General features: G+C 54.6%; 22 protein-coding genes. 16 read left to right on the forward strand and 6 right to left on the reverse strand.

The features are described from left to right. Positions 1–24: 24 nt before the first annotated feature. The 3 genes from CE636_RS16680 to CE636_RS16690 are packed head-to-tail and all read right to left on the reverse strand — an operon-like array spanning position 25 to position 2,583. Entirely contained in the window at positions 25–786 is a 762-nt protein-coding gene (locus CE636_RS16680; RefSeq protein ID WP_017900109.1) for an inositol monophosphatase family protein, read from the reverse strand. A 10-nt stretch (positions 787–796) separates the two neighbouring features. After that, positions 797–1,816: a LacI family DNA-binding transcriptional regulator gene (locus tag CE636_RS16685; protein ID WP_004206317.1), complete on the reverse strand. Its 1,020-nt coding sequence runs from the start codon at positions 1,814–1,816 to the stop codon at positions 797–799. Beyond that, positions 1,813–2,583: an MBL fold metallo-hydrolase gene (locus CE636_RS16690; RefSeq protein WP_004206319.1), complete on the reverse strand. Its 771-nt coding sequence runs from the start codon at positions 2,581–2,583 to the stop codon at positions 1,813–1,815. The genes CE636_RS16685 and CE636_RS16690 overlap by 4 nt, the downstream gene beginning before the upstream one ends. Before the next feature lie 162 nt (positions 2,584–2,745). On the opposite strand from CE636_RS16690, the gene CE636_RS16695 reads away from it, so the two are divergent. From CE636_RS16695 to CE636_RS16710, 4 genes are read left to right on the forward strand one after another with little or no spacing between them, the layout of a single operon-like run. After that, positions 2,746–3,777 carry an ABC transporter ATP-binding protein gene (locus tag CE636_RS16695; RefSeq protein ID WP_004206321.1) on the forward strand — a complete coding sequence of 344 codons (1,032 nt, stop codon included), beginning with the start codon at positions 2,746–2,748 and terminating at the stop codon, positions 3,775–3,777. Between the two features lie 29 nt (positions 3,778–3,806). Continuing rightward, the gene (locus CE636_RS16700) at positions 3,807–4,946 is read left to right on the forward strand and encodes an extracellular solute-binding protein (protein ID WP_004206323.1); all 1,140 of its coding nucleotides are present in this window, start codon (positions 3,807–3,809) and stop codon (positions 4,944–4,946) included. A 60-nt stretch (positions 4,947–5,006) separates the two neighbouring features. Continuing rightward, complete coding sequence (locus CE636_RS16705) at positions 5,007–5,837, forward strand: ABC transporter permease (protein WP_004206325.1); 831 nt, start codon at positions 5,007–5,009, stop codon at positions 5,835–5,837. After that, complete coding sequence (locus tag CE636_RS16710) at positions 5,837–6,694, forward strand: ABC transporter permease (protein ID WP_004206327.1); 858 nt, start codon at positions 5,837–5,839, stop codon at positions 6,692–6,694. The genes CE636_RS16705 and CE636_RS16710 overlap by 1 nt, the downstream gene beginning before the upstream one ends. A 46-nt stretch (positions 6,695–6,740) precedes the next feature. On the opposite strand, the gene CE636_RS16715 is transcribed toward CE636_RS16710, so the two are convergent. Then, positions 6,741–7,022 (reverse strand): YjcB family protein, encoded by a 282-nt coding sequence (locus CE636_RS16715; protein ID WP_002885064.1) that lies wholly within the window; start codon positions 7,020–7,022, stop codon positions 6,741–6,743. 509 nt (positions 7,023–7,531) lie between these two features. Here CE636_RS16715 and CE636_RS16720 point away from each other — a divergent pair. Then, positions 7,532–9,136, forward strand: a complete 1,605-nt coding sequence (locus CE636_RS16720) for an EAL domain-containing protein (protein WP_017900108.1) — start codon at positions 7,532–7,534, stop codon at positions 9,134–9,136. On the opposite strand, the gene soxS is transcribed toward CE636_RS16720, so the two are convergent. Next, positions 9,121–9,450, reverse strand: coding sequence for a superoxide response transcriptional regulator SoxS (gene soxS / locus CE636_RS16725; protein WP_004206330.1), 330 nt, complete (start codon positions 9,448–9,450; stop codon positions 9,121–9,123). The two genes, CE636_RS16720 and soxS, sit on opposite strands and share 16 nt — an antisense overlap. Positions 9,451–9,534: 84 nt before the next feature. Between soxS and soxR the strand changes: the two genes are divergently transcribed. From soxR to CE636_RS16745, 4 genes are all read left to right on the forward strand, one after another. Then, positions 9,535–9,993, forward strand: a complete 459-nt coding sequence (gene soxR / locus CE636_RS16730) for a redox-sensitive transcriptional activator SoxR (RefSeq protein WP_004206331.1) — start codon at positions 9,535–9,537, stop codon at positions 9,991–9,993. Positions 9,994–10,252: 259 nt separating this feature from the next. Beyond that, positions 10,253–10,921, forward strand: coding sequence for a glutathione S-transferase family protein (locus CE636_RS16735; RefSeq protein ID WP_017900107.1), 669 nt, complete (start codon positions 10,253–10,255; stop codon positions 10,919–10,921). 390 nt (positions 10,922–11,311) lie between these two features. After that, positions 11,312–12,661: an NCS2 family permease gene (locus CE636_RS16740; RefSeq protein ID WP_017900106.1), complete on the forward strand. Its 1,350-nt coding sequence runs from the start codon at positions 11,312–11,314 to the stop codon at positions 12,659–12,661. Between the two features lie 147 nt (positions 12,662–12,808). Further along, positions 12,809–14,455, forward strand: a complete 1,647-nt coding sequence (locus CE636_RS16745; protein ID WP_004206334.1) for a Na+/H+ antiporter — start codon at positions 12,809–12,811, stop codon at positions 14,453–14,455. Positions 14,456–14,616: 161 nt separating this feature from the next. Here the strand turns inward: CE636_RS16745 and CE636_RS16750 are convergent, their stop codons facing one another. After that, complete coding sequence (locus tag CE636_RS16750; protein WP_017900105.1) at positions 14,617–15,498, reverse strand: LysR family transcriptional regulator; 882 nt, start codon at positions 15,496–15,498, stop codon at positions 14,617–14,619. Positions 15,499–15,603: 105 nt separating this feature from the next. Here CE636_RS16750 and CE636_RS16755 point away from each other — a divergent pair, with 105 nt between their 5' ends. The 7 genes from CE636_RS16755 to CE636_RS16785 all read left to right on the forward strand — a co-directional run bounded on the left by CE636_RS16755 (position 15,604) and on the right by CE636_RS16785 (position 22,880). Beyond that, on the forward strand, positions 15,604–16,014 hold the full coding sequence (locus CE636_RS16755; RefSeq protein ID WP_017900104.1) for a CidA/LrgA family protein: 411 nt from the start codon (positions 15,604–15,606) through the stop codon (positions 16,012–16,014). Beyond that, positions 16,007–16,696, forward strand: coding sequence for an LrgB family protein (locus tag CE636_RS16760; protein WP_017900103.1), 690 nt, complete (start codon positions 16,007–16,009; stop codon positions 16,694–16,696). Before CE636_RS16755 ends, CE636_RS16760 begins: the two co-directional genes overlap by 8 nt. Before the next feature lie 627 nt (positions 16,697–17,323). Beyond that, complete coding sequence (locus tag CE636_RS16765; RefSeq protein WP_017900102.1) at positions 17,324–17,860, forward strand: fimbrial protein; 537 nt, start codon at positions 17,324–17,326, stop codon at positions 17,858–17,860. Between the two features lie 52 nt (positions 17,861–17,912). Then, on the forward strand, positions 17,913–18,599 hold the full coding sequence (locus CE636_RS16770) for a fimbrial assembly chaperone (protein WP_017900101.1): 687 nt from the start codon (positions 17,913–17,915) through the stop codon (positions 18,597–18,599). Next, entirely contained in the window at positions 18,553–21,144 is a 2,592-nt protein-coding gene (locus CE636_RS16775) for a fimbria/pilus outer membrane usher protein (RefSeq protein ID WP_025999227.1), read from the forward strand. Before CE636_RS16770 ends, CE636_RS16775 begins: the two co-directional genes overlap by 47 nt. Next, positions 21,141–21,755 carry a fimbrial protein gene (locus CE636_RS16780; protein WP_017900099.1) on the forward strand — a complete coding sequence of 205 codons (615 nt, stop codon included), beginning with the start codon at positions 21,141–21,143 and terminating at the stop codon, positions 21,753–21,755. The genes CE636_RS16775 and CE636_RS16780 overlap by 4 nt, the downstream gene beginning before the upstream one ends. Before the next feature lie 33 nt (positions 21,756–21,788). After that, the gene (locus tag CE636_RS16785; protein WP_017900098.1) at positions 21,789–22,880 is read left to right on the forward strand and encodes a type 1 fimbrial protein; all 1,092 of its coding nucleotides are present in this window, start codon (positions 21,789–21,791) and stop codon (positions 22,878–22,880) included. Positions 22,881–22,929 lie beyond the last annotated feature (49 nt).

Genomic DNA, 22,929 nt, shown 5'->3' on the forward strand with positions numbered 1-22,929 from the left:
CGGCCAGCCGCCGGCGGCGTGGCGTTATTTCGCCAGCAGGGCCGCCAGCCGCGGCTGGACGCTTGCGCAGCCCGCCAGCACGAGGTTGCCTCGCCGCAGACCCTCATTGGCGAGAAACGCATTGCACTTTCCCCCCGCCTCCTCAATCAACAGCATGCCTGCCAGCGCGTCCCAGCTGTTCATATGCGCTTCATAATAGGCATGGAGCTGGCCGGCGGCGACATGCGCCAGCATCAGGGCCCCCGCGCCGAAGCGGCGATATTCCAGGCCGGCGTCGAGCAGGGTCGCGATGGCCTGGGCGTAGTCGCTGGCCGGGGCGCGGCTGGAACGGCCCATACCCACCACCACCGCATCCGGATCCGGTTCGCGTAGCGTCAGACGCTGGCCGTTGAGATACGCGCCTTCGCCGCGGCCGGCGAAGAACAACTCATCGCGATCGGGAGCGTAGATAATGCCAAGCGTCAGCTCGGCCTGGCATACTCGCGCCAGCGAGATACACCAGTAATCCATACCGAGGATAAAGTTGGTGGTGCCATCGACAGGGTCGAGCACCCAGACGGTCTGTTCATCGCCAGCAAAACCGCTCTCCTCGCCGAGGAAACCCTCTTGGGGAAAATGGGCCTGCAGCCAGCCTTTAATCTGTTGTTCTACCGCGAGATCCGCCTGGGACACAAAGTCCTGGCGCGATTTTTTATCGACCTGTAATCCCGCATCGCGCAGCGCCTGGGCGTGGGCGCCAGCCTGGCGAATCAAGGCGCATAATGACTCTCGTTGTGCTTCCGTCATAGTCCTGCTCTCAGATAACAAAGGGCGACGTGCGCCGGTGAATTAATGTCACCTCCACCCAGGTGGTGCGTGAAGGTTGTAAAGGGTCGGCGGCGCGCTCCTGCAGCCGGGTAAGCGCCTGGCGGGAAATCGCCGCCACATCCTGATGTAGGGTGGTGAGCTGGTAGCTATATTGCGCGGTCGGCGGCGTGTTATCAAAACCAATCAGCTGGTAATCCTCAGGCGCCTGTTTGCCGCGCTGGCGCATTCCATCGAGAAAGCCACAGGCAAGCTGGGCATTGGCGCAAAAGATCCCCTCAGGCACCTCGCCAGCGAGCGCCGCGGCCTGCTCACCGCCGACGTAGCCCTCTTCCGGACAGGCGAGGTGCGCCAGGTCGCGTTCGATGTCCACTCCGCGCGTCTGTAGCGCCCGGCTGAACGCTTCCCCGCGCATGCGTCCGGCCCAGGTGGAAGGGTGAATATTGAGCCAGCCGAAGCGCCGACAGCCGCTGCGCAACAGCTGGTCGGCGGCCAGCTCGGCGCCAGCGGCGTTATCAGAGCAGACATAATCCACCCCGGGGATCGTCGGTTGACGGTTAATGCCCACCACCGGAATATGCTGCTGAACGCACTCGTTCACCAGCGCTTCCGGCGGCTGGCCGGAGGTAACGATAACTCCGGAGACGCGAAACTGAGCGAAACGGCGCAGGGTGTGCGCCAGATCCTGCTCGCTATGGATCTCGCTCACCAGCGCCTGAAAGCCCTGGCGTTGGATCTCGTTGAGCAGGGCATCAAGCAGGGCGCTGCGAAAAGGATCGCTGATGCGCGAGACGATCACGCCGATTAAGTGGCTGCGCTGGCGGTTCAGCCCCTGGGCGAGGAAATTAACCTGATACCCCAGCTCTTCGGCGGCGCGCAACACCCGCGCCCGGGCATCGGGAGAGATGCTGCCGTTGCTGCTCAACGCCCGGGACACCACCGCCCGGGAGACGCCCGCTCGCCGGGCAACGTCCTGGGCGGTGACGCTGGGTTTACGGGGTGCAGGGCTCATAGGATATGCGCCTCGTCGTTAAACGTGGGACGCGGCAACGTTAAGGCGAGCCCATCCCGGGAAACGAATAAACCCGGCCACGGCTGGCAGGCCTGCTTCAGCGCCGGCAGGGAAGCGTCCTCGCAGTGATAGAGCCCCAGCGCCGGGAGCTGCAGCGTTCTGAACAGCATCAGGCAAGAGGGGAAATCGCCATGAGAGGCGTCATCGTCCAGAGCCGCCACCGAGGCACACTCCTGAAACGCCAGCCCGGCGCCGGCCATCAGGGCCATCGAGTCGGCGGTCGGCCGGCCATCGCCGCTGTAAAACAGCGTCTGCCCGGCAATGGTGATACGGATGGCGCGATTACTCAGCTCATGCTGGGTGGGGGCAGTGCGGATCTGCCAGTCCTGCCACGTCCAGGCGTCGCGACACGCTTGCCAGTCGAGGGTGAAGCCAAGCTCCGCCTGCGGCCAGTTCGCCAGCGCGGCCAGCTGCTTGAGCACCGGCTGCTGCGCCGGCTGGCAGTAGATAATCAACGGCTTCTGGCGGGAGCCGCTTTTCCAGTAATTCAGCAGCGCCGTCAGACCGGTGCAGTGGTCCGGATGAACGTGGGTGAAGTAGATCGCGTCGATATCGTTGACCCCGCCGCCGCGCTGCCAGAGCGCGCGGGGAACGGTGGGGCCGCAGTCGATTAACCACTGTTTGTTGTCCGCGTCGATTACCCGCAACGCGGAAGTATTTTGCGTGCAGGAAAAGGCGCTCCCGCAGCCAAGCACATCTATTTTCATTTACCCTCGCCAAAAATTTTTGCCGCTTAATTAAATTGTCATAAATACCCGACAAAGTAGGCTCACATCATGTCGAGTCAACGTTGCATTTTTTTTACAGCTAAATGAACACGTGTTCATACCAATAAAAAATGCCCGCAACAGCGCTTTCAGGTAGCGAATATGAGTTATTTAAAGATCTCTGGCCTTAAAATTAGTTATGGCGATAAAGTGGTTTTACATAATATCGATCTGGCGGTCGAACAGGGGGAGATGATCGCCCTGCTCGGCCCTTCCGGATGTGGAAAAACCACCCTGCTGAATGCCCTCTGCGGTTTTATTCCGGTGGAAAGCGGGGAGATCGCCATCGCCAGCCGATCGATCACCCATCAGGCGCCGGAGCAGCGCAATATCACCATGGTGTTTCAAAGCTACGCCCTGTGGCCGCACCTGACGGTGGCGCGCAATATTGGCTATGGCCTGAAGCTGCGCAAATGGCGCGGGGCGGATATCACACGGCGAGTGGCGGAGCTGCTACGGATCGTCAATCTCGACGGGCTGGCTGACGTGAAGGTGACCGAACTCTCGGGCGGCCAGCGGCAGCGGGTGGCGCTGGCGAGGGCGCTGGCGATAGAGCCTCAGGTGCTGGTGCTGGATGAGCCGTTATCTAATCTGGATGCCAAAGTGCGGCTCAATGTGCGCCATGAAATTAAATCTCTGCAAAAGAAACTCGGCTTTACGTCATTAATTGTCACCCACGATCAGCAGGAGGCATTAGTGATGGCGGACCGAATTGCGGTATTAAACCAGGGGCGAATTGAGCAAACCGGCACGCCGGAACAAATATATCAGCGACCCGCGACACCCTTCGTCGCTGATTTTATGGGCGCCGATAATAAAATAACCTCTGATGAAATATCCGCTGCCGCAATATCCGGTTTATCCGCTGCTCAGCAGGGTGAAAAAGTCATTTATTTTCGCAGCGCCGATGCCACGCTCGCTGAATTAACGCAGCCCGCGCCGCAGGAAGGGCTCGCCCTGGAGGGGATGGTGGAGCAGAGCGCGTTTCTGGGCAATCTGTATCGCCACAGCGTGCGCTGTCATGACCGCCTGCTGCAGGCCGACTCCGCTCAGTGCTGGCCGACGAAAAGCCGCGTCAGGCTCCATGTGCCGATGCCGGCCCTCCATATTTTTCCTTTACCACTATCACAGTGATATCAGCGTGTTCATTCTGGGGACAATCCATGTTTACTAAGACGAAAGCAGCGATCTTAACGACCCTCTGCCTGAGCGTTAGCGCCCAGGCCGACACCTTTCTTAACGTCGCCACCGCGGGCGATCAGAATATGGTGGATTACGTGAAAACCTGGCTGGGGCCAAAATTTGAAGCCGCTCATCCCGGCGTCAAGGTGCGGGTGATCGGTACCGGCCCAGGCGACGCCGGGTCGAATAAAATTAGCGAGAAGCTGAGCGCCCAGCAGGAGAGCGGCGCGCAGCAATGGGATATCGACGTCGCCGTGGTGCATCAGAAGGCGGGCGGGGAGCAGGTGGAAAAGGGATTGCTGCAAAAATATCGCCAGGATATTCAGACCGGCGGCATGGTGAGCTCGCCGAGCGCCACCCAGGCGCTGGGCGTTAACGTCGACGGATACGTCATGCCGATGTTCTTAAGCCAGACCGCTATCGCCTGGAACAGCGATCTCGTCAATACGCCACCGGCGTCGTATGACGAGCTGGTGGCCTGGACGCAGAAACATCCTCAGGCTTTTGGCTATAACGGCATCAAGAACGGCATGTCCGGCGTTAGCTTTGTGGTGGGCTGGATCTACGCCTACGGGACCGACGCCGAGCGCCTCTCCTCCGCGCCTTATGATAAAAGCGTCGAAAAGGGCTGGCAGCAAGCCTATGAGAAACTGAAGGCGTTCAATAAAAATGTCACTTTCACTCCGGGCAACGCTGGTACGCTCGACATGCTAAGTCGGGGAGAGATTGCCATGGGCCCGGTATGGGTCGACATGTTCTATAGCTGGAAAGATCAGGGCAAGCTGCCGCCATCGATTAAGCTCGCTTTACTGGCCCCGGGCATGCCGGGTCAGCCGATGTATTACGTCATTCCGGCGAAAGCGGCGAATCCGCAGCTGGCGCGCGACTTTATCGCGCTGGCCACCAGCCCGGAAGTGCAGGCGCAGGGGATCGTTAAGCAGTTCAACTGGTATCCGGGCATCGACGCCGGGCAGGTGAAGCCGAAGCTGGATGCAGCGACCTGGCAAAAACTGTTTGCCGAAATCTCGCCAGAAGCGTTGGCGAAGTATGGCAAAAGCTTCCCGATCGCTCCCTACTTTGACGATATCAAAGAGGGTTACGAAAGCCAGGTGGCCAATTAACCCTTTTTCCAGCCCGGGTCGCCGACCCGGGCGCTTGCTTGTGCCAACGCCAGGTTCTTTATGTCCAGTTCATTAAAATATTTGCTGCTGGTTGCCCCGGCCGCGCTGATGGTCGCGATCTTGTTTTTGTATCCGCTGGGGTTTTCGCTGGTCTCGGCGTTTACCGCGCCGGGACAGCCGTTCACCCTCGATCATTTTCGCAAGGTCTACGCGCTTTACGCCAACGATGTGCTCTTTTCGCTGCTTATCGTGCTGATCTCGGTGGCGTTGTTAGCGCTGATCGCCATTACCCTGTCGGCAGTGATTGCGCTGTCGCCTTGCCGGCCCGTTGTTCGCCTGCTGGGTTTTTTGTATCGCCTGCCGCTGTTTATTCCTTTTATCGTCGTCGCTCAGATGATGCGCACTTTTCTCGCCAAAAATGGCCTGATGAACAATGCGCTGGTGGCGGCCGATCTGGTCAGGCCGCTGGAGACCCTCTCCTGGCTGGGATGGAAGGGAATTGTCATTACCTTTGTCTGGAAGCAGCTGGCCTTTGCTACGCTGTTGATCTGCGGAGCGATGGCGGCGCTGGAGCCGTCGCAGATCCTCGCCGCACGTAACCTTGGCGCCTCCCGGCCGCGGCTGCTGTTCGATATTATGCTGCCGCAGGTCCTGCCGACCATCGGCGTGGCGCTGGTGCTGTCGACGGTAACCATGATGTCGGTGCTGTCGGTACCGCTGATGATCGGCGTGGGGACGCCGACGATGCTGACCGTGGATATGGCGTTTCGCGTCAATTCCTATGGTGATTACGCGGTGGCGAATGCGCTTGGCGTGGTGTCGCTGGCGATCTGCGGCGCGCTGTCGTGGTTTTACCTGCGCCATAGCCTGCAGCAAAAAGGCGGTGAATGATGAAAGCGCTGAACCTTGCTTCCTCTCCGTCATGGTGGGTAAGAGGACGCCGTAAAGTGAACGCCAGCCCGGTGCTGCAGACCCTGCTGCTGCTGTTTATGCTGCTGGCGATGTTTGGCCCGCTTCTGAACCTGTTGATCTGGACCGTAGCGGAAAGCTGGTATTTTCCCCATTCGCTGCCCAGCCAGTGGGGCCTGAAGTACTGGTATCAGGTTTTCAATCCGTACAGCGATGTCTCCAGCTCGCTGTTAACCAGCATACTGATCGCCCTGCTGTCGGTGGGGGTCTGTTTGTTGATTTCCGTTCCCGCCGGCTATGCGCTTTCCCGGCGGAAAATGCCGCTGCGGGTGCTGTTTATGCTGCTGTTTCTCCTCCCGCAGGCCTTTCCCAACCTGACGGTATACATGAATATTGCTCGTCTGTTTTACCAGTGGGGCTTGAACGGAACTATCGCGGGGGTGGTGCTGGTGCATAGCGTCCATGGTCTGATGTACTCGGTGTGGATCTGTGTGGCCGCGTTTTCAGCCATCGACCCGCTGCTGGCGCGGGCATCGCGTAACCTGGGCGCCGGACCGGTGTATACCTTCTGGCACATCGTGCTGCCGCAGGCGGCGCCAGGGATCGTTGCCGCCTGCATCTTTGTTTTTCTGGAGTCGTTGGATGAGTTTACCGGCACCTTCTTCGTCGGGGCGCCGGATATCACTACGCTGCCGCTGCTGCTCTATAACGCCAGCATGTCGGGTAACTATCAGGTCTCGTCGATTACCGCGCTGATTTTGCTGGTGCCATCGCTGCTCTTTATGGTGGTGATCCATAAATTTATGCGTCCGGAGATGATGGCGAAATTGGGGAAATAAGAGCTGCAGAAAACGAAAAAGCTTCCCGTCGGGAAGCTTTTTAACCTCAGGTCATCATCATTGGCCATTCTGGCGGCGTCTGACTCATGACTTCAATCATCACATCTTTGATATTGCCCCAGATTTTGGCAATATCGAGCAGGGTGATGCCGAGCAAACCGGTGGCGAACCAGCAGGCGGCGGCAAGGCCGAGGCAGCTGCAGATCACCGCCAGACCGGCGTAATCGCTTTTGCGAAGCTGAATATTCAGTGAGCTGGCGAGAAACATGAGTACTGCGCTCACCAGGGGCCAGCGCAACAACACGACACTGGTAGTAATGGAAGCCATTAACCTATCCTCAAAGAAAGTCGGGGAGCCATGGACGACCTGGCGCGACTGACGATGGCATAGCGCTCTGGTCTCAACTGGCGTACTAGAGAGTGATGAAACGCCATTTCTGTTTCATCAACTTGTGTGAACTATATCACACTTGGCGCTTTCTTCACCAGTCAAAAAATGAGCTTTCGCTGCGTTTAATAGCAACGTTATTTGTGTGGATATTAGTGAGCAACCCCCGCTGATCTTATTTTCATTGCCTTGCTAATGATTATTATTCTGCGGGTTTTATTACCTGTTCTTGTTTATTACACGGAGAAACCGAGTCAGATACGCGTCTATTCTTAATCTTGGCGGAATATCTTCCGAATACCTGATAAATAAGTATTATTCTTCACCATCAGGGGTAAAGCTGACGCCCGTGAGGGCTGGCAGAAAATCTGCTGATGTCTATCGCAGTCGCGATTGCTAACGTGTTTGGTCTACCTTAATTAAGGCATATCGCATGGATGTAAGCGTAAATGGGTGACAGTGCGCCGCATAAGGCGCTAAGGCTCATCGGAACGGGTTTGGTTATTTTATTGCCAGTGGTACTGGCATTGTGGTTTGCCCAGCTGCGGGCGAAAGCCGAAACCATTGATCAATTACACTCATTTTCGCAGTTGGCGCTGCAAAAAACGGAAATGGTCATCCGCGAAGCGGATCAGGCCCGGGCGAAAGCCAGCCAGTATCGCGGGGAGCTATGCTCAGCGGACCATCAGCGTTATTTATTGCATATCGTTCGTGGCCTGCTGTATGTGGAAGATCTGATCTACGCTAACGGCCAGCGCTTTATCTGTTCAACGTCCGTTCATCAGCAAACCGGCTGGCGGATGCCGGCGGCCAATTACACCAAAAAGCCGGATGTCGCGATTTACTATTACCGGGACACGCCGTTTTATCCGGGCTTTGCCATGAATTATATGCAGAAGGGGCCCTATGTGGTGGTGGTCAATCCCTTCTCGTACAGCTCGGTAATCGCCAGCGATCGCGATTTAGCCTATGGCGTATTTGATACCAAAACCAACCTCTTTTTCTCGGTCAGTAACAATGTCGAGCCCGCGGAACTTCATGCGTTGATTCGCGAAGGCGATACCTTTTTTAATCAGAATGGCCGGGTGTATACGATAGCCCGCTCCGCTATCCGGCCGATCGCCGTCATTATGTCCACCTCGCGGGCCAGCTATTATCACAACTTTTGTGACCAGGCCAGCCTGACGCTGCCGCTGGGGATCATTTGCAGTATTTTACTGGTGCTGGTGTGGTCGCGCACCCGCCGGCAGTATCACTCGCCGCGCAATATGCTGCAGCGGGCTCTGAGCTGCCGCCAGCTGCGCCTGCACTACCAGCCGATTATCGATATTAAAAATAACCGCTGCGTCGGAGCGGAAGCGCTGCTGCGCTGGCCAGGGTTTGACGGCCCGGTGATGAACCCGGCGGAGTTTATTCCGCTGGCGGAAAATGAAGGCATGATTGCCCAGGTGACGGACTACGTGGTGGATGAGCTGTTTTACGAAATGGGCGAGTTTCTTGCCAGCCATCCGCAGCTGTACGTGGCGATCAATCTCTCTGCGTCGGATTTCCACTCGGCGCGGCTGATTTCACAGATCAGTGAGAAAGCGCGCAGCTATGCGGTCTGTATCGGACAGATCAAAATCGAAGTTACCGAGCGGGGGTTTATCGACGTGCCGAAGACCACGCCGGTGATCCAGGCGTTTCGCGAAGCGGGCTATGAAATTGCCATCGATGATTTCGGCACTGGCTACTCGAATCTGCATAATCTGCACGCCCTGAACGTCGATATCCTTAAAATCGATAAAACCTTCGTTGATACGCTGACCACCAACAACACCAGCCACCTCATTGCCGAGCACATCATCGAGATGGCGCGCGGGTTGCGTTTAAAGACTATCGCGGAAGGCGTGGAGACGCCGGAGCAGGTAAGCTGGCTCTACAAGCGCGGCGTGCAGTATTGCCAGGGCTGGCTGTTTGCGAAAGCGATGCCGGCGCGGGAGTTTATGCAGTGGTTAGCCAATGCGCCCGCGCCCGTGAACGTGCCTCAGCCGCCGCGTCACGCGGAGATCTGATGGCGGTAGTCGCTGGGGGTGCGGTCAAACTCCCGGCGGAATACCCGCGAGAAGGTTTGCTGCGAGACATAGCCCAGATCCATAGCGATATCAAAGATCGGCCGCTGGGTGGTTCGCAACGCCTCCGCCGCCAGCAGCAGACGGCGCTGACGAATATAATCCCCCAGCGTCTGATGCATCACGGTGCGGAACATCCGCTGCAGGTACCACTTCGAGTATCCTGACTTTTTGGCGACTACATCAATGTTAAGTGGTTGATCGATATGTTCATCAATCCATTCAATCAGTGTTTGAATAATATCCTGATGGGACATAAAGCGGCCTCTCTCAATTCTCGATTCGTCGTTTTGTCTGCGGGCGAGTATAATTCCTCAAGTTAACTTGAGGTAAAGCGCTTTATGGAAAAGAAATCACCCCGCATCAAAATGCTGCTGACGCCCGGGGAAGTGGCAAAACGAACCGGCGTGGCGGTCTCGGCCCTCCATTTTTATGAGAGTAAAGGGCTGATCCATAGCCAGCGGAATGCCGGCAATCAGCGGCGCTACCGGCGCGATGTCCTGCGCGCGGTGGCGATTATCAAAATTGCGCAACGTATCGGCATCCCGCTGGCCACCATCGGCGACGCGTTTGGCGTGCTGCCAGAAGGGCACAATCTCAGCGCAAAAGAGTGGAAAATGCTGTCATCACAGTGGCGCGAGGAGCTTGACCGGCGTATCCACACCCTGACGGCGCTGCGCGACCAGCTCGACGGCTGCATTGGCTGTGGCTGTTTATCGCGGCGCGACTGCCCGCTACGCAACCCGGGCGATAAGCTGGGGGAAGAGGGGACCGGCGCTCGGCTGCTGGAAGAGGAGTGATAAAACTAAAGCGCCACAACTGGGCGCTTTAGTTGTTTTCCGGTCTTGGTCTTTCGCATTATCTCGTTGGTTCACGAGAGGGTTTCCCCCGACGTCGACGTCCCTCAGTATTGCGCAATCTGTTGATGGAGGTTCCGGTTTGCGTCGACACTTTAACTATGGCATCTGCCGCCGTTTTTTCCTCACTATTTTGCCGAAATTTTCCCGGCAATCAGCGCCTGTTCCTATAGTTAATTTGAACAAACGACGGGAGAGGCCCATGCTGACGGTACACCATCTTAATCAGTCACGATCGCAACGCGTACTGTGGGCGCTGGAGGAGCTACAGCTGCCTTATCAGATAGTCCGCTATCAGCGGGAAAAGTCGATGCTGGCGCCAGCGGCATTGAAGAAAATCCACCCGCTGGGTAAATCGCCCGTGCTGGAAGACAACGGCTATGTGCTGGCGGAGTCCGGCGCGATCCTTGAGTATTTGCAGGAGAGTTGGGACAGCGATGGGCTGCTGAAGCCGCAGGGCACAGATGACAAACTGCAGTACCGCTTCTGGCTGCACTATGCCGAAGGTTCGCTGATGCCGCTGCTGTTAATGAAGCTGGTGTTCGCCAGCCTCGGCAGACCTCCGGTGCCCTTTGGCGTCCGCTCGCTGGGCTCGCTGCTGGGCAAAGGTATCCAGAAAGCGTGGCTCGATCCCCAACTGGCCACCCATGCGCGGTTCATTGACAACCATCTGGCCACGCGGCCATGGTTTGCCGGCGAGCAGCTGAGCATGGCCGATATCCAGATGAGCTTCCCGGTGATGGCGCTGTTGTCCCGCGGCGGCATGGATGATCTTCGCCATATCGAGGCCTGGCGACAGCGGGTGGAGCAGCGCCCGGCCTGGCAGCGGGCCATCGAGCGCGGCGGCCCCTTCACCTTACCCGGCGCCTGAGGTATCAGCGGATCCGATGACGCGGCTAAATGAAAGCAACTGACTAAAAAATTGTTAGCGGATTGCGCATGGACGATAACGTTTGCGCATCAGCTGGTTATTTTCTGTTCGTCATAAGCGAAATTTAGCGAAATACGATAAACATCGGTTGAAAAGGGTTATCTAAAGGCCGGATAATCGTTTGCCTTTCTGTTTTGCTCCCTCTTTTATCTGCTATCCAGGGGGAGGAGACAAGGTTGACACACCGTAGTGTATGCGTGGAGTTAAACGTTTGCTTTTTTGCAGCCCCCCTGGCGCTGCGATTCGGTACAAGGAGATCGCGTTTAACTGGCAGTGGAGGGTCCACCACGCATACCAACGAACAATAAAAATTTTCAGGGGAAGTTTTCTATGTCTACGCCTTCAGCGCGTACCGGCGGTTCATTAGACGCCTGGTTTAAAATTTCGGCGCGCGGCAGCACCGTGCGTCAGGAGATTGTTGCAGGTCTCACTACCTTTCTGGCGATGGTGTACTCCGTCATCGTAGTGCCGGTAATGCTCGGTAAAGCGGGCTTCCCGCCGGCCGCGGTATTTGTTTCCACCTGTCTGGTGGCGGGCGTTGGCTCGCTGGCGATGGGGCTATGGGCGAATCTGCCAATGGCCATTGGCTGCGCTATCTCGCTGACCGCCTTCACCGCCTTCAGCCTGGTGCTGGGGCAGCACATTAGTATTCCGGTGGCCCTCGGCGCAGTATTCCTGATGGGTGTCCTGTTTACGGTGATTTCGGCAACCGGCATCCGCAGCTGGATCTTGCGCAACCTGCCGCAGGGTGTGGCACACGGTACCGGGATCGGGATTGGCCTGTTTCTGCTGCTGATCGCTGCCAACGGCGTTGGTCTGGTGATCAAAAACCCGCTGGATGGTCTGCCGGTGGCGCTGGGCAAATTTGCCAGCTTCCCGGTGGTGATGTCGCTGATTGGCCTCGCGGTGATCATCGGTCTGGAAAAAATGAAAGTACCAGGCGGTATTCTGCTGACCATTATCGGCGTGTCGATTGTCGGCCTGATTTTCGATCCGAACGTCCATTTCTCCGGTATTTTCGCCATGCCATCCCTGAGCGATGATAAAGGCAACTCGCTGATCGGCAGCCTCGACATCATCGGCGCGCTGAACCCGGTCGTGCTGCCCAGCGTGCTGGCGCTGGTGATGACGGCGGTCTTTGACGCCACCGGTACTATCCGCGCGGTGGCCGGCCAGGCAAACCTGCTGGACAAAGATGGGCAGATCATTAACGGCGGTAAAGCGCTGACCACCGACTCCCTGAGCAGCGTCTTCTCCGGTTTAGTCGGGGCGGCGCCAGCGGCGGTGTATATCGAATCGGCGGCGGGTACCGCGGCCGGCGGTAAAACCGGGCTGACCGCGGTGACGGTCGGTGTCCTGTTCCTGCTGATCCTGTTCCTCTCTCCGCTCTCGTATCTGGTACCACCTTACGCGACGGCACCGGCGCTGATGTACGTCGGCCTGCTGATGCTGAGCAACGTGGCGAAAATCGATTTCAACGACTTCGTCGACGCGATGGCCGGCCTGATCACCGCGGTGTTTATCGTGCTGACCTGTAACATCGTGACCGGCATTATGATCGGTTTCGCGACCCTGGTGATCGGCCGCCTGGTCTCCGGCGAGTGGCGTAAGCTGAACCTCGGCACGGTGATTATCGCGGTGGCGCTGGTGGTCTTCTACGCCGGCGGGTGGGCGATTTAAACCCTTTGTGCTCCTCTCGGGCGGCTCAGGCCGCCCGTTTTATTTTTAAGCCACATCCTGTTTCCATTTGCGTTAATCTGGGTAGCGTATGATTCACAGGCAAGACGCCTCACAGGTATAAAAGAAAACGCAGCAAACAGGGAACACATGGAAATATTCTTTACCATCCTCATCATGACCCTTGTGGTCTCACTCTCCGGGGTAGTGACGCGCGTACTGCCCTTTCAGGTTCCACTCCCACTGATGCAAATCGCCATTGGCGCGCTTCTGGCGTGGCCGACCTTTGGTTTGCACGTTGAATTTGATCCAGAGCTGTTTCTGGTCCTGTTTATCCCGCCGCTGCTGTTCGCCGACGGCTGGAAAACGCCGACCCGCGAATTCATTGAGCACGGGCGCGAGATCCTTGGCCTGGCGCTGGCGCTGGTGGTCGTGACGGTGGTCGGCATCGGCTTTCTGATCTACTGGATTGTGCCGGGCATTCCGCTTATCCCGGCGTTCGCGCTGGCGGCCGTACTGTCGCCGACTGATGCCGTGGCGCTCTCGGGTATCGTCGGGGAAGGGCGGATACCGAAAAAAATCATGGGTATTCTGCAGGGTGAGGCGCTAATGAACGACGCCTCCGGCCTGGTCTCGCTCAAGTTTGCCGTCGCGGTGGCGATGGGCACCATGGTCTTTACCGTCGGCGGCGCCACCGTTGAGTTTCTGAAGGTGGCGATTGGCGGCGTGCTGGCCGGGTTTGTGGTGAGCTGGTCGTATGGCCGCTCGATGCGCTTCCTCAGCCGCTGGGGCGGTGACGAGCCCGCCACGCAGATCGTCCTGCTGTTCCTGCTGCCGTTTGCCTCCTATCTGATTGCCGAACATATCGGCGTCTCCGGCATTCTGGCGGCGGTGGCGGCAGGGATGACCATCACCCGTTCCGGCGTGATGCGTACCGCGCCGCTGGCGATGCGCCTGCGCGCCAACAGCACCTGGGCGATGCTGGAGTTTGTCTTTAACGGCATGGTGTTTCTGCTGTTGGGCCTGCAGCTGCCGGATATCCTCTCCAGCTCGCTGGTGGCGGCGGAAGCCGACCCCAACGTCGAGACCTGGATGCTGTTTACCGACATCATCCTGATCTATGCCGCGCTGATGCTGGTGCGTTTTGGCTGGCTGTGGTCGATGCGTAAGCTTAGCCAGCGCTTCCTGAAGAAGAAACCGATGGAGTTTGGCTCCTGGACCACGCGCGAGCTGCTGATCTCCTCCGTTGCCGGGGTGCGCGGGGCGATTACCCTCGCCGGTGTGCTCTCTATTCCGCTGTTGCTGCCGGACGGGAATGTCTTTCCGGCGCGCTATGAGCTGATTTTCCTCGCCGCCGGGGTGATCCTGTTCTCGTTGTTCGTTGGGGTGATTGCGCTGCCGATCCTGCTGCGTCACATTGAATCGAGCGATAATGTGCAGCAGCGGAAAGAGGAGCGTCTGGCGCGGGCGGCGACGGCGGACGTGGCGATTGTGGCGATCCAGAAGATGGAAGAGCGGCTGGCGGCGGACACCAAAGAGAATATCGATAACCAGCTGCTGACCGAAGTCAGTTCACGGGTGATCGGTAACCTGCGCCGCCGCGCCGATGGGCGTAACGACGTGGAGACCTCCATGCTCGAAGAGAGTCTGGAACGCCGCTTCCGCCTGGCGGCGCTGCGCTCTGAACGTGGCGAGCTGTACCATCTGCGCGCCACCCGGCAGATCAGCAACGAGACGCTGCAGAAGCTGCTGCACGACCTCGACCTGCTGGAAGCGCTGTTAATCGAAGATCAATAACCTGTCATCCGGATAGCGCGACATTCATTCGGGCTACCGGCGAGACCGCAGTAAATGTGTAGCCCCGGTAAGCGTTAGCGCGACCGGGGAAACCCGGGCAGCGGCGCAAGCGTCTGACCCGGGCTACCCATTCCTCTCCGAAACGCGTTGTCACCAGGGATTTATTCCAGCCAGAACGCTTTACTGCACGCCAGCCAGGCCTCAGCGCTGCGCGACATATACACCCCTTCCCGCCAAATCATCCCCAGCTCCCAGCGCAGCTCGCTTTGCAATGGGATCCAGCAAAAGTTCTGCGGGTCGAGACGCTGGCAAATCGGCTCCGGCAGGATCGCCACGCCAATGCCGGCCTGCACCATGGCGGCGAGAAAATCCCACTGGCCGCTGCGCACGGCGATCCGCGGCTTCACGTCGTGCTCGCTAAACAGGCGCATCAGCTGCTGGCTGAGGGCAAATTCCTCGTTGTAGATAACCAGCGGATGCGCCGCCAGCTCCGCCGGCGAGAGCGACGTTTTGCCTTCCCACGCCGCGGTCCTGGGCGTCAGGACGCACAGTGGGTGGTTGAACAACGGCAGGGTGGTGAGGCTGCTACCCTCTTCGATGGGCAGGGCGGTCATCGCCATATCAAGCTCGCCGTTGCTGACCGCCTGCTGGACCGTCAGGCCGCCAAACTCGGCGATTTTCAGCTCGACGCCCGGGTAGCGCTGGCGGAAACGGCTGATCGGCTCCGCCATCAGCATCCCGACCATCGGCGGAATGCCAAGACGCAGCACCCCCTTATGCAGGTGATTGATATCGCTCAGCTCTGACTCCAGCTGGCTGAACTCGCCGAGGATCGCCTGGCCGCGTTCAAAAACCACGCGCCCGGTATCGGTAAGCAGCAGTTTGCGGCCGTCGCGGATCAACAGCGTGCAGTTCAGTTCATCTTCGAGATTTTTAAGCATCTTGCTGATGGTGGGCTGCGTGACAAACAGCTTTTCCGCCGCGCGAGTAAAACTCTGCTGACGAACCACTTCAACGAAATAGCGCAGCGTTCGGATATCCATAATTATTCCCTGAGACTATACCTGCGATGATTTTAATTCATTTCTGTCCGCGTCGGCGGCTCTCTATACTGCATGCCTGACTTCTTTTTTTCAGGACTATCGCTCATGGCCTTCGCGCCAGCTCGCGTGACGCCCATGGTCATGCAACGTCTTCTGGTACCCGTTCAGGTACTTATCTATGCCGGACTGTTCGTCTGCGCTGAATATTTGGTTAGCTGGCTACGCCTGCCGCTTCCGGCGAATCTGGTCGGGATGCTGATCATGCTGGCGCTGATTGTCTGCCGGGTGATTCCTTTAAACTGGGTGCGGGCCGGCGCCCGCTGGCTGCTGGCGGAAATGCTGCTGTTTTTCGTGCCGGCAGTGGTGGCGGTCGTTAACTATGTGCAGCTGCTGATGGTTGATGGTTGGCGTATTTTTCTGGTGATTGGTTTAAGTACCATGATGGTGCTGGGCGCAACCGCCTGGGTGGTTGATAAAGTGTATCGCTATGAAGTTAGCAGGATGAAACATGAGTGATTTTCAGCTGAGCGTCCTGTGCCTTCTGGTCACACTGGGGCTTTATTTTGCCAACAAGCGGCTATATCGCCGCTTCCATAAACTCCCATTGATGCCGCTGGTGTTAACCCCGATCCTGTTGGTGATGATTCTGGTATTTGGCCATATCTCCTATAAAAGCTATCTGGGAGAGACCCACTGGCTTCTGTGGCTGCTGGGCCCGGCAACGATTGCTTTCGCCGTGCCGGTATATGACAACCTGGCGATTATTAAGCGCCACTGGATGTCACTCACCGCCGGGGTGATCACCGCGTCGGTTGTTGCGGTGACCAGTTCGGTCTGGCTGGCGAGATGGTTGATGCTGCCTGATGAGATCCAGCGGAGCCTGGCTGTGCGCTCGGTAACGACGCCCTTTGCCCTTGCCGCAGCGAAGCCGCTGGGCGGCCAGCCTGATTTAGTCGCTCTGTTTGTTGTTGTCACCGGGGTATTCGGTATGACGATAGGTGATGTACTGTTTCTGCGACTTTCTATTCGCGCAGGAATGGCGAAAGGAGCGGGGTTTGGCGCAGCATCACATGGCGCTGGTACCGCACGATCTTATGAGCTTGGCCCACAGGAGGGCGTCGTCGCCAGCCTGGTGATGATGCTTTCCGGAGTCGTGATGGTGCTGGCCGCGCCTTTGGTGCGCTGGGCACTGTTTTAAAAGTCACTCCGCGCTCATTTCAGCTATTTTTTACGGATTAACCTGGTGGCATGGTGATTAATGGAACAACTTGATTGGGGATTTATCACTATCTCTGATTGTTGCCAGGGAAAATAATCCTTAATTAGTCTTAGTTCTAATATTATTTATTGATAACCCTTGTCTGGTTTTTCTTTAATCCGCCATGATTATTCTTAATTATTTATCGATAGTTTGTAACCAAATGTTTCTATTTGAATATTGTTTTATTTACTATATTTATTTGTATGTGTTTGAATATTTTAATAATGAATATTTTGATATTATAACTCAATGATTTTATTTGCATATTTTTAATGCATATATGATGGTTATTAATGACAGACATTTATGACTTTGAATTAGCCTTTCTTCTATTGTTGAGAATACTCCTGGTTTCCGTTATCTTGTTTGCGTGAGCTTTTATTATTGAATGGATTCAAGTGGAATTAAAGCTCTTGCATTTGAACTAATGTTAAATGCAAGCCATACATTTCCCTAAGAAATATACCAGCAGTTAAGAACGTTGGTATCCAATCTCATTCGCTAATAGCTTGCCATAAACAATTGATGGATTGATTGTTATTCTGAATAAATAGGGGAATACAAATGAAAGCAAATTTCAAAACGTTAGCTAAGATTTTAGCTTTATCTTCTGGCTGCTCTTTGGTGGCAATGTCTCATGCGAATAATACTATCGACTTCACGGGGACGGTGGCCGAAACCACATGTTCCGCCAGTATTGATAATAATGCTTCATCTATTGAAATGGGGACTGTCTCGGTAGCAGATTTAACAGCGAACGTCTATAGCGCCGCGAAGAACTTCTCTTTCACACTGGCCGGTTGCCCTACGGGCGAAGGTGCTCTGACCAAAGCCCGAATTACCTTTGGTGGTGAAGCAGATAAATTTAATAGTGATTATTTTCGAAACCAGGCTACAGGAACACCAGCAACCAATGTTGCTGTTGCTATTTTTGATGGCGCTGGCGTATTGCAAAAGAACAATACTGAAGGTTCTGATGTCGATATTTCTTCTGGGGAAGCGACCATTCCGTTTATCGTAAAAATGGCTAAGTCAGGTTCCTCTGCTCCAACTAAAGGCCCAGTGAAGACGACCGTAACCTATAACGTAACCTATTATTAATTAATCACTATATCAAGGGAAAGCAGTTTGCTTTCCCTGTTTGGACAAGGCTATGAACAGATTATTATGTTTAGTGTGTTTTTTTTTCTCTATTTCAGTTTCGCAGGCTAGCGTAGTTGTTGGCGGAACGCGCGTTATCTTTGATGGAACAAAAAAGACAACCACCGTCTCTGTTCAGAATAAAGATAATGTTACAAATATCGTCCAGTCATGGTTAGCCATCGTTGATGAGACATCACCCGCGAAAGACTCCTTTATTACCACCCCGCCTCTTTTTCGCTTGAAGGCAGGAGAAAAAGGATTTGTACGCATTCTTCGTACAGGCAAACCGATGCCGGAAGATCGAGAGTCTATGTTGTGGCTCAATATTAAAGGAATTCCTGCAACGGATGACGTATCAGATAAAAATATAGTGCAATTTGCGATTAACTCAAGGATTAAACTCATTTATCGGCCAGCAGCTTTAAAAAATGCTATTCCGGAAGAATTTGCTCAAAAACTGCAATGGTCAAATGATGGCAGAGCCATTAAGGTAAAAAATGATTCTCCTCTCTATATGAATTTCTCTGAGATTTTTATTAATGGTAAAGCAGTACCCGAGGCGTGGTTTGTTGCACCCTATTCAAAGATAAGAATACCGGTAGCTAATGCCTCTCCAGCTGGGAAAAAAGAAATCACATGGAGTGTGATCAATGATTATGGTATGTCGGGACCAAAATATAAGGCCATCATTCAATAGCGCTGGATGGAATGATGCATTCTCATTGAAAAGTAGCTATATCGCCATACTTTGCAGTCTTGGCGCTATCCCCTTAACGTCTTTCGCTGGGGAGTATTTTAACCCACATTTACTTGAAGTTAATGAAACTAGTGCGACAAGCGTAGATTTATCTTATATTTCTCGCGAAGCCGTACCTCCTGGTCAGTATAATCTTGATATTTATATTAACGACAAGTTTATCGCTTCTGACACTATCGTCTTTAAGCCACAAAAGGAAGGTAGTGATTCGTCTGCTGAGCCGTGTATTAGCGTTGCGCAACTAAAAGAGTGGTCAATAAAAACGCAGGATTATCCTGAGCTCACGATAGAGGGCTCCGAGTGTGCAAAACTGCCTGCAATACCAGGATGGGAAACGGCGGTTTTACTTTCACAGCAGCGAGTCGATTTTACCGTGCCGCAGGTCGCGATGCTGCGTCACCCTCAGGGCTATGTCCCCGAGAATCAATGGCAGCAGGGCATTACCGCCGGGCTGCTTAACTATAATCTTTCGGGGCAAAAAAACGATCCGCGGCACGGAGGCGCATCGACATCCAGTCAGTTTCTTAGTCTGCAGCCTGGGTTGAACGTTGGGCCATGGCGTTTACGTAATTACAGCACCTTTAATCATGATAATGATGGCAACCAGTGGGACTCCGTCTATAGCTATATTTCGCGCGATATCCATGCTCTGAAAGGCCAGCTGATACTGGGGCAGACTTACACCTATCCTGGCATCTTTGACAGCTTCAGCTTCACCGGTGTGCAGATGAATGCAGACAGGGAGATGCTACCGGACAGCATGAATGGCTTTGCTCCGGTGATCAAAGGCATTGCCCGGACGACTGCAGACGTAACGGTATATCAGAATGGATACAGCATCTATAAAACCACGGTCTCTCCCGGGGCATTCGAAATAAATGATCTTTATCCAACGGGGAGTGCGGGCGATCTCTATGTTACGGTGAAAGAGTCTGATGGCGGCGAGCAGAGCTTCGTGGTGCCTTTTGCCTCGCTGGCGATTCTCCAGCGGGAAGGGCAGATAGACTATGCTTTCAGCAGCGGTAAAACTCGCTCGGCGAGCTCAGGCGGAAAGGAATACCATTTTCTGCAATCCACCCTTGCCTGGGGTGCATTGAGTAACGTTACGCTGTACGGCGGTTTTCAGCAACTGGAAGATAAATATAGCAATGCGCTGTTGGGAGCTGGGTTTAATCTGGGATCTGTTGGCGCACTCTCATTGGATGCTTCTCAGTCCTGGGCTGATATAAAAGAAAATCCAACCGCGGATAATACCACTGCCAGCGAGGGGCAGTCTTATCGCGTGCGTTTTAGTAAAGATTTTCCATTAACGGGTACCAACTTCTCCGTTGCCGGATATCGGTATTCAACCCATGGCTATTATTCTCTGCAGAATTTCATTGACCGGGCAAATGCTCATAGCGGGTGTTGTTCATTAACGGGGCGGACTAAAGATCGTTTTGACGCTTCGGCCTCCCAGATTTTCTCCGGGTTCGGTTCTCTCGCCCTCTCGCTGGTCAGTGAATCTTATTGGGATAATTCACGTATGGAGTCGCTGGGGGTGAGCTATAGCAATACCCTGGGTCGCATTTCTTACTTCATTAACTACTCCTACAGCCGAAATGTGCAGAGCACAGGCCAGAACAGCGATAGCTCTCCGACCAGCGATAATATGATATCGCTTACGATGAGCATGCCTTTTGGCGCGGATATATCGGCTAACTACAACCTGAACAGCAGCCGGACGGGCGACACGACCCATAGCCTGGGGTTGAGCGGTTCTGCGTTTGCGGACCGTTCTCTGAACTGGAACGTGCAGGAAGGCTACAACGCCAGCGATAAAAGTATCTCTGGAAACGTCAATCTGAACTATCAGGGTTCCCGGGGCGAAGTCGCCGCCGGATACGGGTATGACAGCTATAGCTCGCACTACAATTACTCGCTTCGCGGCGGGATGGTTGCCCATTCTGGCGGGGTAACCCTTTCTCGCTATCTGGGCGAGAGCGTGGCGCTGGTCGAAGCGCCGGGCGTCAGCGATGTGGCAGTTCGGGGGCAGACGAATATTACGACCGATGCTTTTGGATACGCCGTTGTGCCTTTTGTACGCCCCTACCATGAAAACAATCTCTCTCTTGATGAGCAGCAGGTCTCTGGTGCGGAAATTGATAACATTGTCAGAAAGGTAGTCCCGACGCGAAATGCGATTGTTAAAGTCAAATATGATACCTGGATCGGCTATAAGGCCATGGTCACCATCAACTACAAAAATAAAGCGGTGCCTTTTGGCGCCGTAGTGACGCTTGAGGATGAAAATCTGAATGATAAAGAGCGTCGTAGTTCGATTGTCGGCGATGCCGGGCAAGTCTATATTACCGGGTTACCCAAAAAAGGCCGGCTATTTGTGAAGTGGGGTGATACGCAAAATAGCCAGTGTTATCTCAATTATGATTTTTCATCTGATCAGTCAGTGGATGATATCGTTTTTTATGCAGAGAATTGCCGATGATGAATACCAGGGTAAAGGCTTTAATTCATAATCTCAGGATAGCGGCGATGAAGAGGGGGAATGGCCGGCTATCCATAAAACCATGCTTATTGCTTATTATTAGCATTGGGGTTTTATTCATTTTCGCAAGACCTGCCTGGCCCTTTAACGCCAATAGTGTAGTTAATTTTAATGTCAGCGGTAAGATTGAAGAACCCGTATGTGAAGTGTCGGTAAAGCCCTCCAGTACTATCGATCTGGGAACGGTTTCCCTTCAACGTCTGACCGGTAAACCAGGCGCGAGTAGTGATGCCACGGCCGTTGCCATTGCCTTTGAACATTGCTCAACGGGGATGACCTCGGTGACGATAACATTTAACGGTAATTCATATAGTAGTACCTATCCCAGTATTTATCAGGATGAGCTTATTTATGGTGCCAAGAACGTAGGGTTACAGCTGCTAAGTGCGGTGGATCAGAAAAGCCTGGGGCCAAATGATACTTATACCTATGCCCTCCCTGAGGGCGCTGAACGCGTTTTTAATATGATTGCCAGAATGTACACCCCTGACGGGAAAGTAACAGCGGGAAAGGTGGCTTTTACCGTTACTTTCAACGTGACCTACAAATAATAGTGCGCATAAAAACATATAAATGGAGTTAGTATGAAACGTGTTTTTTTACTGCTGCTGTGGCTGTCTCCAGTTTGTGGCTGGGCCTGCAGCAACTATATAAATGGCGGGGATGTCACCATTGCCAACCTGCCGCCAAGAATATTGCTGAGTGCGAATAACTATACGGCTGGGACCATTCTCTATGACTCCGGGAAAATCACCGGGCCGCAAACTTCGATGAATAATTGTAATGGTGGTATTTACGCACAGTTTAAATGGGCTTCCTCAATGGTGGGTTCTCACACCAGCGATCATATCTATACGACTTCAGTCCCGGGGATCGGTATCAGAATAAAAGTGTGGCTTAATGTCACAGGGCAAATGGAGGGTTACAATACCCAAATCAAACCTGACTATAGCGAACATTATATAGGAGATGCGAATTTTCTATTGGGGCAGGGGAGCTTGTTTTATTTTTATAACCACTCTCACTACAACCCTGTCTATCAATTGCAATTGATAGCCACTGGCGGCGCTATCGCCAGCGGTAGTGCTCTGACCTTGGGTAACCCAACCTCAACGGTGTCCATCAAAGATGGCGATGGCACGATGGCAGCTTCCAGTTTGCGCGTCACTGGTTCCACGCAAATCCAGCTGGTGCCGATGGGGTGCGATGTTGACGTGACAAGTCTGCTATTTCAGATGGGCAACGTCAGCGCCTCTGAATTTAATAAGGCGACAAAAGTCGGTTCTGCACAACAAAATCTGACGCTGACTTGCGAACCAGGAACGAACGTCACACTGAAGGTCTCGGCCTCTTCAGCTCAAGGAGATAATCCAGACAATAGCGTGATATCCCTGGGATGGGCTCCTGATGCGGCAACAGGTGTCGGCGTGCAATTGAATCTTAATGGGAAGGCATTACCCTTGAATACGGATCTCACATTGTTTTCATCCAGCAGAACGACAGTTTTGAATTCGGGTGCAGAGGCCAGTTACCGCGTATTCAGCAATCCGGACAACCCGGGAGGGGCTTCAGGTACAGAGAGACTTTCCTTTACGACTAACTATTATAAAACCGGTTCCGAGGTGAAGGCTGGGCAGGCGAACGCCAACGGAACCCTGAACTTTACCTACAATTAACCTAAATGCCGCGGGTTGCTTCCCCGGCCAGCAGGCCGGGGAAGCGAGC

Source organism: Klebsiella sp. LY, from assembly GCF_004010915.1.
GTDB classification, from domain to species: domain Bacteria; phylum Pseudomonadota; class Gammaproteobacteria; order Enterobacterales; family Enterobacteriaceae; genus Klebsiella; species Klebsiella quasipneumoniae.

Coding starts and splice junctions, on each gene's coding strand:
- CE636_RS16740 (WP_017900106.1), top strand. CDS start 11,312: ATGTCTACGCCTTCAGCGCGTACCGGCGGTTCATTAGACGCCTGGTTT.
- CE636_RS16755 (WP_017900104.1), top strand. CDS start 15,604: ATGGCCTTCGCGCCAGCTCGCGTGACGCCCATGGTCATGCAACGTCTT.
- CE636_RS16710 (WP_004206327.1), top strand. CDS start 5,837: ATGAAAGCGCTGAACCTTGCTTCCTCTCCGTCATGGTGGGTAAGAGGA.
- CE636_RS16750 (WP_017900105.1), bottom strand. CDS start 15,498: ATGGATATCCGAACGCTGCGCTATTTCGTTGAAGTGGTTCGTCAGCAG.
- CE636_RS16785 (WP_017900098.1), top strand. CDS start 21,789: ATGAAACGTGTTTTTTTACTGCTGCTGTGGCTGTCTCCAGTTTGTGGC.
- CE636_RS16745 (WP_004206334.1), top strand. CDS start 12,809: ATGGAAATATTCTTTACCATCCTCATCATGACCCTTGTGGTCTCACTC.
- CE636_RS16780 (WP_017900099.1), top strand. CDS start 21,141: ATGATGAATACCAGGGTAAAGGCTTTAATTCATAATCTCAGGATAGCG.
- CE636_RS16695 (WP_004206321.1), top strand. CDS start 2,746: ATGAGTTATTTAAAGATCTCTGGCCTTAAAATTAGTTATGGCGATAAA.
- soxS (WP_004206330.1), bottom strand. CDS start 9,450: ATGTCCCATCAGGATATTATTCAAACACTGATTGAATGGATTGATGAA.
- CE636_RS16700 (WP_004206323.1), top strand. CDS start 3,807: ATGTTTACTAAGACGAAAGCAGCGATCTTAACGACCCTCTGCCTGAGC.
- CE636_RS16705 (WP_004206325.1), top strand. CDS start 5,007: ATGTCCAGTTCATTAAAATATTTGCTGCTGGTTGCCCCGGCCGCGCTG.
- soxR (WP_004206331.1), top strand. CDS start 9,535: ATGGAAAAGAAATCACCCCGCATCAAAATGCTGCTGACGCCCGGGGAA.
- CE636_RS16735 (WP_017900107.1), top strand. CDS start 10,253: ATGCTGACGGTACACCATCTTAATCAGTCACGATCGCAACGCGTACTG.
- CE636_RS16685 (WP_004206317.1), bottom strand. CDS start 1,816: ATGAGCCCTGCACCCCGTAAACCCAGCGTCACCGCCCAGGACGTTGCC.
- CE636_RS16775 (WP_025999227.1), top strand. CDS start 18,553: ATGATTATGGTATGTCGGGACCAAAATATAAGGCCATCATTCAATAGC.
- CE636_RS16720 (WP_017900108.1), top strand. CDS start 7,532: ATGGGTGACAGTGCGCCGCATAAGGCGCTAAGGCTCATCGGAACGGGT.
- CE636_RS16765 (WP_017900102.1), top strand. CDS start 17,324: ATGAAAGCAAATTTCAAAACGTTAGCTAAGATTTTAGCTTTATCTTCT.
- CE636_RS16760 (WP_017900103.1), top strand. CDS start 16,007: ATGAGTGATTTTCAGCTGAGCGTCCTGTGCCTTCTGGTCACACTGGGG.
- CE636_RS16715 (WP_002885064.1), bottom strand. CDS start 7,022: ATGGCTTCCATTACTACCAGTGTCGTGTTGTTGCGCTGGCCCCTGGTG.
- CE636_RS16690 (WP_004206319.1), bottom strand. CDS start 2,583: ATGAAAATAGATGTGCTTGGCTGCGGGAGCGCCTTTTCCTGCACGCAA.
- CE636_RS16770 (WP_017900101.1), top strand. CDS start 17,913: ATGAACAGATTATTATGTTTAGTGTGTTTTTTTTTCTCTATTTCAGTT.
- CE636_RS16680 (WP_017900109.1), bottom strand. CDS start 786: ATGACGGAAGCACAACGAGAGTCATTATGCGCCTTGATTCGCCAGGCT.